This window comes from Amycolatopsis stemonae (genome assembly GCF_054781455.1).
Genome location: NZ_BAAGUJ010000002.1, coordinates 922,958 through 935,617, shown reverse-complemented (window position 1 = coordinate 935,617; position 12,660 = coordinate 922,958). Strand labels below are relative to the sequence as shown.

Genomic DNA, 12,660 nt, shown 5'->3' with positions numbered 1-12,660 from the left:
TCACAGCTCCGGGTCGGCCCAGATCTCCAGCTGGATGCCGTCCGGGTCGCGGAACACGACCACCTGCGAGCCTTCGAAGGTGCGCGACGGCGCGGCCGGCAGGTACGAGACCCCGAACTCGGCGAGGCGGCACTCCCATTCGGCCAGCTCGGCGACCGAGCCCACCCGGAAGGCGACGTGGTCGAGGCCGGTGCGGCGCTCGTCGAACCCGCGTCTGCCGGTGTCCGCGTGCTGGACCAGCACCACGGAGAACTCGTCCCCGGCGGACCGGAGCACGACCTTGCGCAGTCCCGTGTCCGGCTCTTCGCGCCGGATGACCTCCTCGAGGTCGAGGACCCGTGCGTACCACGGCACGCTGCGGTCCACGTCGGTCACGGTGAGCGCGAGGTGGTGCACGGACATGAGTTTCGCCATGGCTTCCGAAGCCGTCCTTTCTCGTGGCGGCTTCCCAGAGTTGCACAGCGTTCGCCCACCGAAACGAGGGTGACCAAGTTCCCCGTCCGATCGTGATCTCGCCGTCTCCGGGCGTCCCAGCAGGCGGACGTCGGTGACCGAAGGTCATGCGCGATTATCGGAGAGTACTCGTCCGATCACCGGCCGCCACCGACGTCGAGCACCGCGCCCGTCGTGAACGACGACGCCGGCGACAGCAGGAACAACACCGCCTCGGCGATCTCGGCCGGCTGCCCGGCACGGCCCATCGGGATCTGCGGCGCGTACTTCGCCATCCGGTCCGGCAGGCCGGCGGCCGCGTGCAGGCCGGTGTGGATCATCCCGGGCGCGACGGCGTTGACCCGGACGCCCTCGCCCGCGACCTCCTGCGCGAGCCCGAACGTCATGGTGTCGACGGCGGCCTTCGACGCCGCGTAGTGCACCCACTCGCCGGCCGAGCCAGTGCGCGCGGCCGTCGAGGAGATGTTGACGATCGCGCCGCCCTCGCCGCCGTAGCGCGTCGACATCCGGCGGACCGCCTCGCGGCAGCACAGGAACACCCCGGTGACGTTCACGTCGAGCGTGCGCCGGACGACCTCGACGTCGTAGGAGTCGAGCCGCCCCGGCGTGTTGCCGACGATCGCGGCGTTGTTGACCAGCGCGTTCACCGGCCCGAGCTCGGCGGCCGCGTCGAACAGCGCGCGGACGTCGTCCTCGGCCGAGACGTCCGCGCGGACCGCCAGCGCCTGGCGCCCCGACGCACGCACCCGCGAAGCGACCTCCTCCGCGGGCGCGGGATCACCGGAGTAGTTCACGACGACGTCGTGGCCGCGCTGAGCCGCCAGCGTGCAGATGGCGGCGCCGATCCCGCGGCTGCCGCCCGTGACGACGAGGGTCAAATCGCGAAGTTCGCCAGCGGCAGGTTCTCCAGCACCAGGTCCGCGCGGTCGCGCGTCTGCGAGATGAGGTCGGCGTTGCGCTGGTCCGAGCCGAGCGCGCGGCGGCGGGCCTCGACCAGCGAACGGCCGTAGCGGCGGTGGCGCGACACCAGGCGTTCGATCCGCTCGGGCTCGTCCGGCGCGAGGAACCAGGCCTCGGTGAGCAGCGGCCGGATACCGCTCCACGGGTCGTCGGGCAGCAGCAGGTAGTTGCCCTCGGTGATCACCAGCTGGACCTCCGGCGGCACCGCCACGGCCCCGGCGATCGGCTCCTCGATCTCGCGGCGGAACTCCGGCGCGTACACCGTCTCGCGGCCTTCGGCGAGCCGCTTGATCATGTGGAAGTAGCCGGCCGCGTCGAACGTGTCCGGGGCGCCCTTGCGCTCGGTGCGCTCCAGCCGGCGCAGCTCGACCTGCGCGAGGTGGAAGCCGTCCATCCCGACCACGGCGGCGCGCGAGCCGAGCGCGTTGGCGATCGCCCAGGCCAGCGTGGTCTTGCCGGACGCGGGCGCGCCGATGATGCCGAGCACGTTGCGCTGCCCCCGCACGGTCAGGCCCTCGGCCCGGGCCAGCAGGTCGTCGAACGCCGTCATGTCCTGTTCCTTCCTGCGATCGCGGTCGTCCACGACCGCGGTCCCACCTGCCGCACCCGTTCGGCGGCCACCTCGTTGGCGAAGCGGATCCGGTCCGTCACCGTCGGTTCGCGCGGCACGGCCACGGCGAGCGCGCCGTGCCAGACGTCGCCCGCACCTAGTGTGTCTCGCGCTTCGACGTCGGCGACAGGCACCTCACCCGAGCGTCCGTCCGCAGTGGACCACCGCACCGGCCCGGGGCCCGCGGTGGTGATGACGGTGGGGACGCCGCGCTCGTGCAGGCCGGGCTCCGGCGCCCGGAAGTGCGCGGAACACGCGGCGATGTCGACCAGCGGGAGCAGCTCGTCGAGCACGGGCTTCCAGCTCCCGGCGTCGAGCACGACCGGCGCCGCTGTCCCCCGCGCGACGGCCAGCGCGAGTTCCGGGTAGTGCCCGTCGAGCAGCACCACGTCCGCTTCGGGAACCGGCACTTTCTCGTGAAAGGGCCGGTCCGCGGCGTTGCGGGCGACGACCGTGCGCTCTCCGTCGCGGTCTCGGACGGCTACCGCGCTGACCGGGGGTGGGTCCGCGAGCGAAGGCACGAGGTCGATCAGCCGGACGCCGTGCGCCTCGAGGTCGGCGCGGGCGAGGGCCGCCAGCGGGTGTGCGCCGAGGACGGTCAGCAGGGTCGCCTCGGCACCGAGCGCGGCGGCCGTCACCGCGGCGTTCGTCGCGGGCCCCCCGGCCGCGACGTCCACCCGCAGCGACTGCACCTTCTCGCCCGGCCCCGGAAGCTCGTCGACCCGCTGGATCACGTCCACGGTGCACAAGCCCGCCAGCAGCACCTTCATTTCAAGCCGGCCACGTGGGTCGCGGCGGCGGCTTCTTCGACTTCGCCGTTTTCGTTGAGCCGCAACGCACCCGTGAGCAGGCCGACGACCTGGTTCATCGAGTGCGTCTTCGGCGAGACGACCGCGACGCGCTTGCCGAGGCGGTGCACGTGGATGCGGTCGGCGATGTCGAAGACGTGCGGCATGTTGTGGCTGATCAGCACCACCGGCAGGCCGCGGTCGCGGATCCGGCCGATGAGGTCGAGCACCTTGCCGGACTCGGCGACCCCCAAGGCGGCCGTGGGCTCGTCCATGATCACGGCCTTGGTGCCGAACGCCGCGGCCCGCGCGACGGCCACACCTTGCCGCTGGCCACCCGAGAGCGTCTCGACGGGCTGGGTGATGGACTTGATGTTGATGCCCAGTTCGTCGAGGATCCGCTGCGCCTCCGACCGCATGGTGCCGGTGTCGAGCTTGCGGAACAGCCCGAACGGTCCCTTGAGCCGTTTTTCCCTTCCCAGGAACATGTTCGACGCGATGTCGAGCGCGGGCGCGACGGCGAGGTCCTGGTACACCGTCTCGATGCCGTAGTGGCGAGCGTCCAAAGGAGACTTGAAGTGGACGGTCCTGCCGTCCACTTTGATCTCTCCCTCGTCGGGGATCACCGCGCCCGAAAGGGCTTTGATGAGCGACGACTTGCCGGCGCCGTTGTCGCCGACCACGGCGAGCACCTCGCCGGGCAGCAGGTCGAAGTCGGCGCCGTCGATGGCGGTCACCCGGCCGTAGCGTTTCACCAGCCCGCGGGCCTGGAGGATCGGTTCGGTCATGACTGCTGCTGCCTCCTCGCGATCCGGTCCACCACGACGGCGGCGATGAGCAGGGCGCCGGTGGCGAGGTCCTGGTAGTTGCCGTCGACGTTCATCTGCGTGAGGCCCGACCGCAGCACGGCCACGACCAGCGCGCCCATCAGCGTCCCGAGCACCGAGCCGCGGCCGCCGAAGAGGCTCGTCCCGCCGAGGACGACGGCGGTGATCGAGTCGAGGTTGCCGAGCTGGAACTGGTTCGGGTCGGCGTTCGGCGTCCGGCCGAGCGCCTGCCAGGCGGCGATGCCGAAGGTCAGCCCGGCCACGATGTACACCGACAGCACCGTGCGGTTGACCTTGATGCCGGACAGCCGCGCGGATTCCGGCGCGTTGCCGACCGCGTAGACGTGCTTGCCCCACGCGGTTTTCGTCAGCGCGTACCAGACGCCGAGGTACATCAGCAGCGCCAGCGTCATGCCGTAGGTGATCGGGATGCCGCCGAAGAGGTAGCGCTTGGTGCCGAGCCACTGCAGCAGCCCGTCGGTCACCGGGACGGCCTGGCCGCCGGCGATCAGCTTCGACACCGCGGTCAGCATGGTGAACGTGCCGAGCGTGATGATGAACGCGGGCAGCTTGACCCGCGTGGCGAGGCCGCCGATGAAGATGCCGACGATGATCGTCAGCACGACCCCGGCGAGCAGCGCGACGAAGCCGTTCGTGCCGGCCGCGGCGAGCTTCGCCATGATCAGCGTCGCGACGACCATCGACGACGCGTTGGAGAGGTCGATGCCCGCGATCAGGATGACGAGCGTCTGTCCCAGCGCGAGCGTCCCGACGACCAGCGACTGCTGGACCACTGTGGACAGGTTGTCGAGGTCGAAGAACGTGTCCGTGGCGAGGGAGAACACCACGATCGCGACGACCAGCGCGAGCGCCGGGCCGACCGCGGGGGCGCGGAGGAGGAATTCGCCGAGCGACTCACGTTCCTTGGTGGCCACTGCGGTTGTCATTTCTGGCCTCCCCAGCAGTTCTGCAGGCCCCACGCCGAATCGTGGCTTTCGATGCCGGGCAGGGGTTTGTCGGTGATCACGGCGGACCCGGTGTTCACGAAGCCGCTCGGCTTCTTGCCGGTCTTGGCGTAGTTCACGGCGGCGAGCACGCCCTGTTCGGCCATCTTCTTGGGGAACTGCATGACGGTCGCGGCGAACTGGCCGTTCTTGACGTTCTGGACGCCCTCGCAGCCGCCGTCGATCGAGCCCATCACGATCTGGTTGGTGAGCCCGCGCGCGTTCAGGGCCGCGTAGGCGCCGCGGCCCATCGGCTCGTTCATCGAGTAGACGGCGTTGATGTCCGTGCTGCGCTGCAGCAGGTTCTCCATGCCCTGCTGGGCGAGGCTCTGGTCGCCGTTGGCCGCGGTGTGGCCCTTGATCTCCGGCGAGCTGTCGGTGAGCCCGATGCCCTTGAGGAACCCGCCGTGGCGCTGGGTGTCGACCGAGCTGCCGGCCGTCCCGTCCACCATCAGCAGCTTCGCCGGGACGCCCTTGAGCGCCGCCTTGACGTACGCGCCCTGCTGCTCGCCGGCCGCGAAGTTGTCGGTGGCGAAGGTGGCGTCGACGGCGTCGGCCGGTTCGGTGGCGGTGTCGAGGGCGATGACCAGGATCCCGGCGTCGCGGGCGTCCTTGATGGCCTTGAGCACGCCGGTCGACGAGCTGGGCGTGATGAGGATCGTGTTCGCGCCCTGCTGCACGAGGTTTTCGATGGCGCGGACCTGGCCGTCGTTGTCGCCGTCGAACTGGCCGGCGAGCGCGCTGAAGTCGGCGCCGTTGGCCTGCGCGGCCGCTCTCGCGGCGTTGCGCAGTTCGACGAAGTAGGGGTTGGTGTCGGTCTTGGTGACCAGTCCGACCTTCGCTTTGCCGCTGCCACCGGTGTTGGTGTTCCCGCCCCAGTGGCGTTCGACCGTGCACCCGGTCGTCGCGGCGAGGACGGCGGCCAGCGTGAGCGCGGTGAGACTTCGCTGTCTCATGGGTTCCCACCCTTTATGTGTGTCGAAGCTTGCCGATGGTCGGGAAGGTAGACAGACTGATGCCCGGACGCAAGCGTTTGCGCAAACGCTTGCCGGGAAGGATGGAATGCCCCAGCCGAGATCTTCGCGGCCGACCCAGCGAGACATCGCCGAGCTCGCCGGCGTCTCGATCACGACAGTCTCCCACGTGGTGAACGGGACGCGCGCGGTCGCCGAGGACACCAAAGCGGCCGTGCTGCGGGCGATCGAGACCACCGGCTACACGGGCGACGCGATCGCCCGGTCGCTCGTCACCGGCGGCACGCGGTCGATCGGGATGGCGATCTCGCTGGTCGCCAACCCGTACTTCGCGACGCTGATGCAGGCGATCGAGCGGGAGGCGTCGGCGCACGGGTACACGGTCCTGCTGGCCGACACCCACGACACGGCGGACACCGAGCGTGACACCGTGCGAGCGCTCCGCTCGCGGCGCGTCGACGGCCTGCTCATCACCCCGGCCCCCGGCGACGGACCGGTGATCGGCGAGCTCGTGTCGCTGGACGTGCCGACGGTGCTGATCGACCGGCTGGCCACCCGCGGCGACGTCGACCAGGTGGGCACGGAGAACATCCAGGCGACGTCGGCGCTCACCGCGCACCTCGCGACGCTCGGGCACCGCCGGATCGGGATGATCAGCGGCGCGCCCGGCCTGTCGACGAGCGAGGAGCGCGTGCTGGGCTACCGGCTGGGGCTGGGCCGGTCCGGGCTGACGTGGTCGTCCGACCTCGTGGCCTGCGGAAACTCTTCGCAGGAGGGCGGCGCACTCGCGGTGAGCACGCTGCTGGCGCTGCCCGAGCCGCCGACGGCGCTGGTCGTCGGCAACGACAGCATGATGGTCGGCGTGCTGCACGAGGCGCGGCGGCGTGGCCTGAAGATCGGGCAGGACCTGCCCGTGGTGGTCTACGACGACGTCGAGTGGGCGGACCTGGTCGACCCGCCGCTGACGACGATGGCGCAGCCGATCGAGGAGATCGGGCGGCAGGCGGTGCGGCTGCTGCTGGCCCGGATCAACGACCCGTCGCGGGCGGCCGAGACGGTCCGGCTGGCACCTACTCTGCGTCACCGTGAGTCGTGCGGCTGCCCGCCGATTCACTCACATCAGTGATTCTGGTGTTTTGACGCCTCGGCGCGGCCGCTCAGCGGATACCTTTCGGCTGAGCGTTTGCGAGGGCTGGTTATGACGGCACTTTCGCCGGAGCTCCGGTTGTGGGACCCCCCGGTCACCTACCGGATCGGCGTCGCGATGGGTACGCACGCGAACCCCTACTCGGGTGAGCTGCTGCGCTCGATCAGGGCAGCGGCGGCCCAGGCCGGGTGCGACGTCACGCTGGCCGAAACCGGGGACACCGTCAGCGAGGAAGCCGCGGTGGTGCGCGCCCTGCGGGCGGACCTCGTGGACGGCGTGCTGCTGGTGCCGTCGGTCGGCGACGAAGCCGTGGTCAACGGCCTGGTGCGGATGGGCGTGCCGACGGTCCTGGTCGACCGGGTCGCCGCCCGCAACGACGTCGACCAGGTGGGCACGGAGAACGTGCACGCGGTGGCGTCGCTGGTCCGCCACCTCACCGAGCGCCGGCACCGCAAGATCGGGTTCGTGTCCGGCGAAGACGGCCTCGACATCAGCCGCGAGCGCGTCCGCGGCTACCGGCTGGGACTCGAGCAGGCCGGGCTGCGCTTCAACCGCGAACTGGTCGAGGGCGGCTTGTCGACCTCGGGCGGCGCGGCCCGCGCGACGGCCAAGCTCCTGGACGGCTGGCCGTCCCCGACGGCACTGGTGGTGGCGGACGAGGCGATGCTGGTGGGGGTCATGTACGAGGCCCACCGCCGCGGCATCCGCATCGGCTCGGAGCTGGCCGTGGTCGGCTACGGCGACATGGACTGGGCCCGCCGGGTCAGCCCGGCGGTGACCACGCTCGCCCAGCCGGCAGCGGACATCGGCCGCCGCGCGGTGCAGATGCTGCTGGCCCGGATCTCGGACCCGGACCGGCCGGCGGAGTCGGTGCTGCTTTCGCCGAGGTTCGTGCACGGCGCGTCCTGCGGGTGCTGACCTCGGCTCACGACAGCGTCGCGGCGGCTTCCAGGAGCATCCAGCCACCCACCTGGACCGACAGATCCCGCTCCGGCGCGTCCTCCGGCAGGGGCGGCGAAGGTGCCGGGCGGTCCCAGAATGCGCTGAACAGCGGGCCTGGCGACGCGCCCGACCAGCAGGCCTCGGCGGAGGCGAGCACCAACGACCGTGCCACCGTGGCCTCCGGGTCCGGCAGCGCCTTCGCCGCCAAAGCCAGGTAGCGCGCCAAGATCGCGCCGAACAGGCCGCCGTCTCCGCCGCTTTGGCCGCGGATCACACCGCCTGGGGCGCAGTGCTCGGACACCGCGCGGACCGTGCGCGCCGCTTTGTCCATCAAGGACAGTTCGAGGCACGCGCCGAGGTAGACGCCTTGGCAGTACGTGTAGATGTGCTTGACCAGCTCGCCCGTGCCCGCGCGGATGCCGTCCCACACCAGGCCCGACGAGGGATCGACCAAAGTGGACGACATCCAGTCGGTCATCTCCCGGGCCCGGGAGAGGTTTCCCGACCGGGCGTGGAAGATCGCCGCCGGGCCGTTGGCCGGGGCGTTCTTGAAGTCGTCGCCGCGGCGCCACCAGATCCCGCCGCCCGCCGCCGGTGTCCAGCCCGACAGCAGCTGCGTGTCGATCGCCGCGATCGCCGGGGCGACGTCGATGCCCAGGGCCTGGACCCGTTGCAGGGCAAGGCCGAGCCACGCGATGTCGTCGTAGTAGTCGTTCGTCCAGCGGCCGAAGTTGCGCAGCCACACCGAACGCACGAAAGACCGGATCACCGTCAGACGCGCGGGCGTCGGCGCACGCAGCTGCGCGTCGACCAGCGTGTCCAGCAGGTGGGCCTGCCACCAGTAGTTCCAGTGCCAGTGCAGCCGCTGGCCGGGCGACGGGGGCCAGCCGCTGCGGCCGAGCACCGTGCCGGGCAGGGCCCACACCCGGCGCAGGTGCCGTGAGGTCACCGCGCGTTCGGCGGCCGAGACGTCCATGGCGCAATCGTGCCTTGCCCATCGACATACCGCTCGGTATGTTGGGGTGCCATGACGACAGCTCACGTCACCTGCCCGCTGTGCGAAGCCACCTGCGGCCTCGAAGTGACGCTCGACGCGAACGAGCAGGTCACGCGGGTCAAGGGTGACGAGAAGGACGTCTTCTCGAAGGGCTACATCTGCCCGAAGGGCGCGTCACTCGGGGCTCTGCACCACGACCCCGACCGGCTGACCGCGCCGCTGCTCAAGCGCGACGGCGAGTTCGTCGAAGTCAGCTGGCAGGAGGCCTACGACGAGATCGACCGCCGGCTCCCGCCGATCCTCGAGGAGCACGGCCGGGACGCCGTCGCGGTCTACGCCGGCAACCCCGGCGTGCACAACATCGCCCTGACGCTCTACGGCCGCGTGCTCTACAAAGCCTTGGGCACCAAGAACTTCTACAGCGCGACGTCGGTCGACCAGCTGCCGAAGCACTACTCGTCCGGCACCATGTTCGGCGACCCGCTCGCCATCCCGGTGCCCGACCTCGACCGCACGCGGCACCTGCTCGTCCTCGGCGCGAACCCGCTCGTCTCCAACGGCAGCCTGATGACCGCGCCGGACATCCGCGGCCGGCTGCGCGGGATCCGCGAGCGCGGCGGCAAGATCGTCGTCGTCGACCCGCGGCGCACCCGCACGGCCGCGTTCGCCGACGAGCACCACGCCATCCGGCCCGGCACCGACGCGCTGCTGCTGTTCGCGCTGGTCAACGTCCTGTTCACGGAGGACCGCGTCGCACCCGGGCGCCTCGAAGCACACCTCGACGGCCTCGACGAGGTCCGCGAACTGGCCCGGCCGTTCACGCCCGAGGCCGTCGCCCCGCGCACCGGGATCGAAGCCGGCGAGATCCGGCGGATGGCACTCGAGCTGGCCGAGGCCGAGAATGCCGTCGTCTACGGCCGGATCGGCACCACGACCCAGACGTTCGGCACGGTCGCGAGCTGGCTGGTCGACGTCCTCAACGTGCTCACCGGCAACCTCGACGAGCCCGGCGGCGCGATGTTCCCGCTGGCCGCGTGCCAGCCGACCGGCAACCGGCGGCCGTTCGCCGTCGGGCGCTGGCGCAGCCGCGTGCGCGGCTACCCCGAGGTCGTCGGCGAACTGCCGGTCGCGACGCTCGCCGACGAGATCGAAACCCCGGGCGAGGGCCAGGTCCGCGCGCTGATCACGGTCAGCGGCAACCCCTGCCTGAGCACGCCGAACGCCGGGCGCCTCGCCGAAGCCCTGAAGAACCTCGACTTCATGATCTCGGTCGACGTCTACCTGAACGAGACGTCCCGCCAGGCCGACGTCATCCTGCCCGGCCCGTCCCCGCTCGAACGCCCGCACTTCGACCTGGCCTTCTACCAGCTTTCGGTGCGCAACGTCGCCAACTGGACGCCCGCGACGCTGCCGTCGAAGCTGCCGCAGGAGTGGGAGACGATGCTGCGGCTCACCGGCATCGTCACCGGTCAGGGCCCCGAAGCGGACGTCGCGGCGCTCGACGACTTCGTCGCGGCCGACGTCGCCCGCCGCGCCGGGCTCGAGGTCACCCACGACCGCACCGGCCCCGCGCGGCTCGTCGACCTGATGCTGCGCGCCGGGCCCTACGACGTCACGCTCGCCGACCTCGAAGCCGCGCCGCACGGGATGGACTTCGGGCCGCTGAAGCCGCGGATCCCCGAGGTGCTGTGCACGGCGTCCGGCCGGATCGAGCTGGCGCCGGAGACGATCGTCGCCGACGTCCCGCGGCTGCGTGCGGAGCTGGACCGGCCGGTCGACGACGGGCTCGTGCTGATCGGCCGGCGGCACCTGAGCTCGAACAACTCGTGGATGCACAACCTGGCACCGCTGGTCCGCGGCGGCAACCGGTGCACGGTCCTGGTGCACCCGGCCGACGCGACGCGCCTCGGCCTCACCAACGGCGCGCTGGCGTCGGTGACCTCGCGCGCCGGGAAGCTGGAAGTGCCGGTGGAGGTGACCGACGAGGTCCGGCCGGGCGTGGTCAGCATCCCGCACGGCTGGGGCCACGACGTCGACGGCGCCCGGACGCGGGTGGCGCGCGCCAACCCGGGCGTCAACTCCAACCTGGTCGCGGACGAGACGCTGCTGGACGTGCCGTCCGGGACGTCGGTGCTGAACGGGATCCCGGTCGAGGTCGCGCCGGCCTAGCTACCAGGCCCGGGAAAGGTCGGCGTGCTGCCGGATCCAGGCGTGCATGACGATCCCGGCCGCGACGCCCGCGTTGATCGACCGCGTCGTCCCGAACTGGGCGATCGACACCGTGAGCACCGCCGCGTCGCGCGTCGCCTCGGACAACCCAGGCCCTTCCTGGCCGAACACCAGCACGCACTCGCGCGGCAGCGTCGCCGTCTCGACGGGCTCGGACCCCGGTGTGTTGTCGACGGCCACCACGGCCAGGCCCTGCGATGCGGCGAAGGAGACCAGCCCGGTGACGTCGTCGTGGTGGCGGAGGTGCTGGTAGCGGTCGGTCACCATCGCGCCGCGGCGGTTCCAGCGGCGGCGGCCGACGATGTGCACCTCCGCCGCCGCGAACGCGTTCGCCGTGCGGACGACCGTGCCGATGTTGTGGTCGTGCTGGAAGTTCTCGATGGCGACGTGGAACGGGTGCCGTCGAGCGTCCACATCGGACACGATCGCCTCGCGGCGCCAGTAGCGGTACGCGTCGACGACGTTGCGGCGGTCGCCTTCGCGCAGCAGCTCCGGGTCGTACCGCTCGTCCGACGGCCAGGCACCCGGCCACGGGCCGACGCCGACCTCTTCGCGGCTCACCCACTCGGTGGGTCCGGCGTCGGGAGAAGTGCTCACCCGGACGATTGTCGCCTAGCCCAGGCGCACCCGGTGCGTCCGGGCGTCCTCACTGTGGTCGCGGTGGCGCCAGCGGTGGTAGACGCCGACGTAGGAGTACACGACGACCGCGATCGCGACGACGCCGATCGCCGGCAGCCACGACCGCGGGAACACCGTGTCGTACAGGTAGTAGGCGTTGAAGCCGCCGGGCAGGTCACCGAGGCCCTGCTGGTGCCGGAAGTAGTTCTCCAGCGCGGTGAACGGGCACGGCACCGGCGCCACGTTGACCAGCACGCCCCAGACGACCCCCAGCATGTGGACGAAGATCAGCTTCGGCCAGCGCCAGGCGAGAAAGCCGCCGAAGCCGATGAGGAGCAGCGCCAAGATGTGCACCGCGACAGTCACGTCGGCCAGGAACTTCGCCATCACACGCCCCCTTCACCGAACCCCCTACCAGCGACTTTACTCCGCTGCGGGGCCCTGATCGCCCTCCTGAGTGCCCCGCTGTGTGATGTTTAACCCAGCGGAGCAACCCATTCACCTGGGCGGTGACGGCGGGGTTACGCCTGGTGGAAACTCCGGCGGGCGCTTCGCCGGGTACTTCGTCGGCTCCTCACGGGGGTACTGCTCCGGCGGCTTCTTCCACGGCGGCAGCCCGGGCCGGTCCGGCTCGTCGGGCTTCGACGGCTCGTCCATGCCCTCGACGGTACGCCGGGGATCACCGCACGCGGTCGCTCGGCGCGGGCTCGTCCTCGGGGAGGTGGACGTCGTCGACGCTGATGTTCACCTCGACGACCTGCAGCCCGGTCATCCGCTCGATCGAGGTGATCACGTTGCGCCGCACCGACCGCGCGAGGTCCGCGATCGAGATGCCGTACTCGACGAGGATCTGCAGGTCGACGGCCGCCTGCTTCTCGCCGACCTCGACCGAGACGCCCTGCCCGGTGCTGGCCGAGGCACCCGGGATGCGGTCGCGCAGGGCGCCGAACGCCCGCGCGGCGCCGCCGCCGAGGTCGTGGACGCCGCTGATCTCGCGGGCCGCGAGCCCGGCGATCTTCCGGACCACGGTGTCGGCGATGGTCGTGGTGCCCTGCTTCGTGACGAGGGCGCCGGTCTCGGTCTTCTTCTCGGCGGTCGCGGTCATGGCGGT

General features: G+C 71.3%; 15 protein-coding genes. 3 read left to right on the top strand and 12 right to left on the bottom strand.

Annotated elements, in window-relative coordinates; translation table 11 throughout:
• The 7 genes from ACYVLJ_RS10695 to ACYVLJ_RS10665 all read right to left on the bottom strand — a co-directional run bounded on the left by ACYVLJ_RS10695 (position 1) and on the right by ACYVLJ_RS10665 (position 5,598).
• Positions 1-414: a VOC family protein gene (locus tag ACYVLJ_RS10695; protein ID WP_451969962.1), complete on the bottom strand. Its 414-nt coding sequence runs from the start codon at positions 412-414 to the stop codon at positions 1-3.
• A 176-nt stretch (positions 415-590) separates the two neighbouring features.
• Positions 591-1,331 (bottom strand): Rossmann-fold NAD(P)-binding domain-containing protein, encoded by a 741-nt coding sequence (locus ACYVLJ_RS10690; RefSeq protein WP_460438478.1) that lies wholly within the window; start codon positions 1,329-1,331, stop codon positions 591-593.
• Entirely contained in the window at positions 1,328-1,963 is a 636-nt protein-coding gene (locus ACYVLJ_RS10685; RefSeq protein ID WP_451969966.1) for a nucleoside/nucleotide kinase family protein, read from the bottom strand. The genes ACYVLJ_RS10690 and ACYVLJ_RS10685 overlap by 4 nt, the downstream gene beginning before the upstream one ends.
• A complete protein-coding gene (locus tag ACYVLJ_RS10680; protein WP_460438477.1) occupies positions 1,960-2,793 on the bottom strand; it encodes a carbohydrate kinase family protein in 834 nt (277 codons plus the stop codon). The genes ACYVLJ_RS10685 and ACYVLJ_RS10680 overlap by 4 nt, the downstream gene beginning before the upstream one ends.
• Positions 2,790-3,599: an ATP-binding cassette domain-containing protein gene (locus ACYVLJ_RS10675; protein ID WP_451969969.1), complete on the bottom strand. Its 810-nt coding sequence runs from the start codon at positions 3,597-3,599 to the stop codon at positions 2,790-2,792. The genes ACYVLJ_RS10680 and ACYVLJ_RS10675 overlap by 4 nt, the downstream gene beginning before the upstream one ends.
• A complete protein-coding gene (locus ACYVLJ_RS10670) occupies positions 3,596-4,585 on the bottom strand; it encodes an ABC transporter permease (protein WP_451969971.1) in 990 nt (329 codons plus the stop codon). The genes ACYVLJ_RS10675 and ACYVLJ_RS10670 overlap by 4 nt, the downstream gene beginning before the upstream one ends.
• Positions 4,582-5,598 carry a substrate-binding domain-containing protein gene (locus ACYVLJ_RS10665; RefSeq protein ID WP_451969973.1) on the bottom strand — a complete coding sequence of 339 codons (1,017 nt, stop codon included), beginning with the start codon at positions 5,596-5,598 and terminating at the stop codon, positions 4,582-4,584. Before ACYVLJ_RS10665 ends, ACYVLJ_RS10670 begins: the two co-directional genes overlap by 4 nt.
• A gap of 106 nt (positions 5,599-5,704) precedes the next feature.
• Here ACYVLJ_RS10665 and ACYVLJ_RS10660 point away from each other — a divergent pair, with 106 nt between their 5' ends.
• Both ACYVLJ_RS10660 and ACYVLJ_RS10655 read left to right on the top strand, forming a co-directional pair.
• A complete protein-coding gene (locus ACYVLJ_RS10660) occupies positions 5,705-6,742 on the top strand; it encodes a LacI family DNA-binding transcriptional regulator (protein WP_460438476.1) in 1,038 nt (345 codons plus the stop codon).
• Between the two features lie 72 nt (positions 6,743-6,814).
• Positions 6,815-7,681 (top strand): LacI family DNA-binding transcriptional regulator, encoded by an 867-nt coding sequence (locus ACYVLJ_RS10655; protein WP_460438475.1) that lies wholly within the window; start codon positions 6,815-6,817, stop codon positions 7,679-7,681.
• 7 nt (positions 7,682-7,688) lie between these two features.
• Here the strand turns inward: ACYVLJ_RS10655 and ACYVLJ_RS10650 are convergent, their stop codons facing one another.
• On the bottom strand, positions 7,689-8,681 hold the full coding sequence (locus ACYVLJ_RS10650; protein WP_460438474.1) for a glycoside hydrolase family 76 protein: 993 nt from the start codon (positions 8,679-8,681) through the stop codon (positions 7,689-7,691).
• Positions 8,682-8,732: 51 nt separating this feature from the next.
• On the opposite strand from ACYVLJ_RS10650, the gene ACYVLJ_RS10645 reads away from it, so the two are divergent.
• Positions 8,733-10,871, top strand: a complete 2,139-nt coding sequence (locus tag ACYVLJ_RS10645; protein WP_460438473.1) for a molybdopterin-dependent oxidoreductase family protein — start codon at positions 8,733-8,735, stop codon at positions 10,869-10,871.
• On the opposite strand, the gene ACYVLJ_RS10640 is transcribed toward ACYVLJ_RS10645, so the two are convergent.
• The 4 genes from ACYVLJ_RS10640 to ACYVLJ_RS10625 all read right to left on the bottom strand — a co-directional run bounded on the left by ACYVLJ_RS10640 (position 10,872) and on the right by ACYVLJ_RS10625 (position 12,654).
• Entirely contained in the window at positions 10,872-11,528 is a 657-nt protein-coding gene (locus ACYVLJ_RS10640) for a TrmH family RNA methyltransferase (protein ID WP_451969982.1), read from the bottom strand.
• A gap of 15 nt (positions 11,529-11,543) precedes the next feature.
• The gene (locus tag ACYVLJ_RS10635) at positions 11,544-11,936 is read right to left on the bottom strand and encodes a DUF2784 domain-containing protein (RefSeq protein WP_460438472.1); all 393 of its coding nucleotides are present in this window, start codon (positions 11,934-11,936) and stop codon (positions 11,544-11,546) included.
• Between the two features lie 111 nt (positions 11,937-12,047).
• Positions 12,048-12,206, bottom strand: coding sequence for a hypothetical protein (locus ACYVLJ_RS10630; protein ID WP_451969986.1), 159 nt, complete (start codon positions 12,204-12,206; stop codon positions 12,048-12,050).
• 22 nt (positions 12,207-12,228) lie between these two features.
• Positions 12,229-12,654, bottom strand: a complete 426-nt coding sequence (locus ACYVLJ_RS10625) for an Asp23/Gls24 family envelope stress response protein (RefSeq protein WP_460438471.1) — start codon at positions 12,652-12,654, stop codon at positions 12,229-12,231.
• Positions 12,655-12,660 lie beyond the last annotated feature (6 nt).

What these genes read in the sequence shown, in the direction of transcription:
- ACYVLJ_RS10665 (WP_451969973.1), bottom strand. Translation starts at nt 5,598, where the DNA reads ATGAGACAGCGAAGTCTCACCGCGCTCACGCTGGCCGCCGTCCTCGCC.
- ACYVLJ_RS10645 (WP_460438473.1), top strand. Translation starts at nt 8,733, where the DNA reads ATGACGACAGCTCACGTCACCTGCCCGCTGTGCGAAGCCACCTGCGGC.
- ACYVLJ_RS10660 (WP_460438476.1), top strand. Translation starts at nt 5,705, where the DNA reads ATGCCCCAGCCGAGATCTTCGCGGCCGACCCAGCGAGACATCGCCGAG.
- ACYVLJ_RS10680 (WP_460438477.1), bottom strand. Translation starts at nt 2,793, where the DNA reads ATGAAGGTGCTGCTGGCGGGCTTGTGCACCGTGGACGTGATCCAGCGG.
- ACYVLJ_RS10695 (WP_451969962.1), bottom strand. Translation starts at nt 414, where the DNA reads ATGGCGAAACTCATGTCCGTGCACCACCTCGCGCTCACCGTGACCGAC.
- ACYVLJ_RS10675 (WP_451969969.1), bottom strand. Translation starts at nt 3,599, where the DNA reads ATGACCGAACCGATCCTCCAGGCCCGCGGGCTGGTGAAACGCTACGGC.
- ACYVLJ_RS10685 (WP_451969966.1), bottom strand. Translation starts at nt 1,963, where the DNA reads ATGACGGCGTTCGACGACCTGCTGGCCCGGGCCGAGGGCCTGACCGTG.
- ACYVLJ_RS10655 (WP_460438475.1), top strand. Translation starts at nt 6,815, where the DNA reads ATGACGGCACTTTCGCCGGAGCTCCGGTTGTGGGACCCCCCGGTCACC.
- ACYVLJ_RS10635 (WP_460438472.1), bottom strand. Translation starts at nt 11,936, where the DNA reads ATGGCGAAGTTCCTGGCCGACGTGACTGTCGCGGTGCACATCTTGGCG.
- ACYVLJ_RS10650 (WP_460438474.1), bottom strand. Translation starts at nt 8,681, where the DNA reads ATGGACGTCTCGGCCGCCGAACGCGCGGTGACCTCACGGCACCTGCGC.
- ACYVLJ_RS10670 (WP_451969971.1), bottom strand. Translation starts at nt 4,585, where the DNA reads ATGACAACCGCAGTGGCCACCAAGGAACGTGAGTCGCTCGGCGAATTC.
- ACYVLJ_RS10630 (WP_451969986.1), bottom strand. Translation starts at nt 12,206, where the DNA reads ATGGACGAGCCGTCGAAGCCCGACGAGCCGGACCGGCCCGGGCTGCCG.
- ACYVLJ_RS10625 (WP_460438471.1), bottom strand. Translation starts at nt 12,654, where the DNA reads ATGACCGCGACCGCCGAGAAGAAGACCGAGACCGGCGCCCTCGTCACG.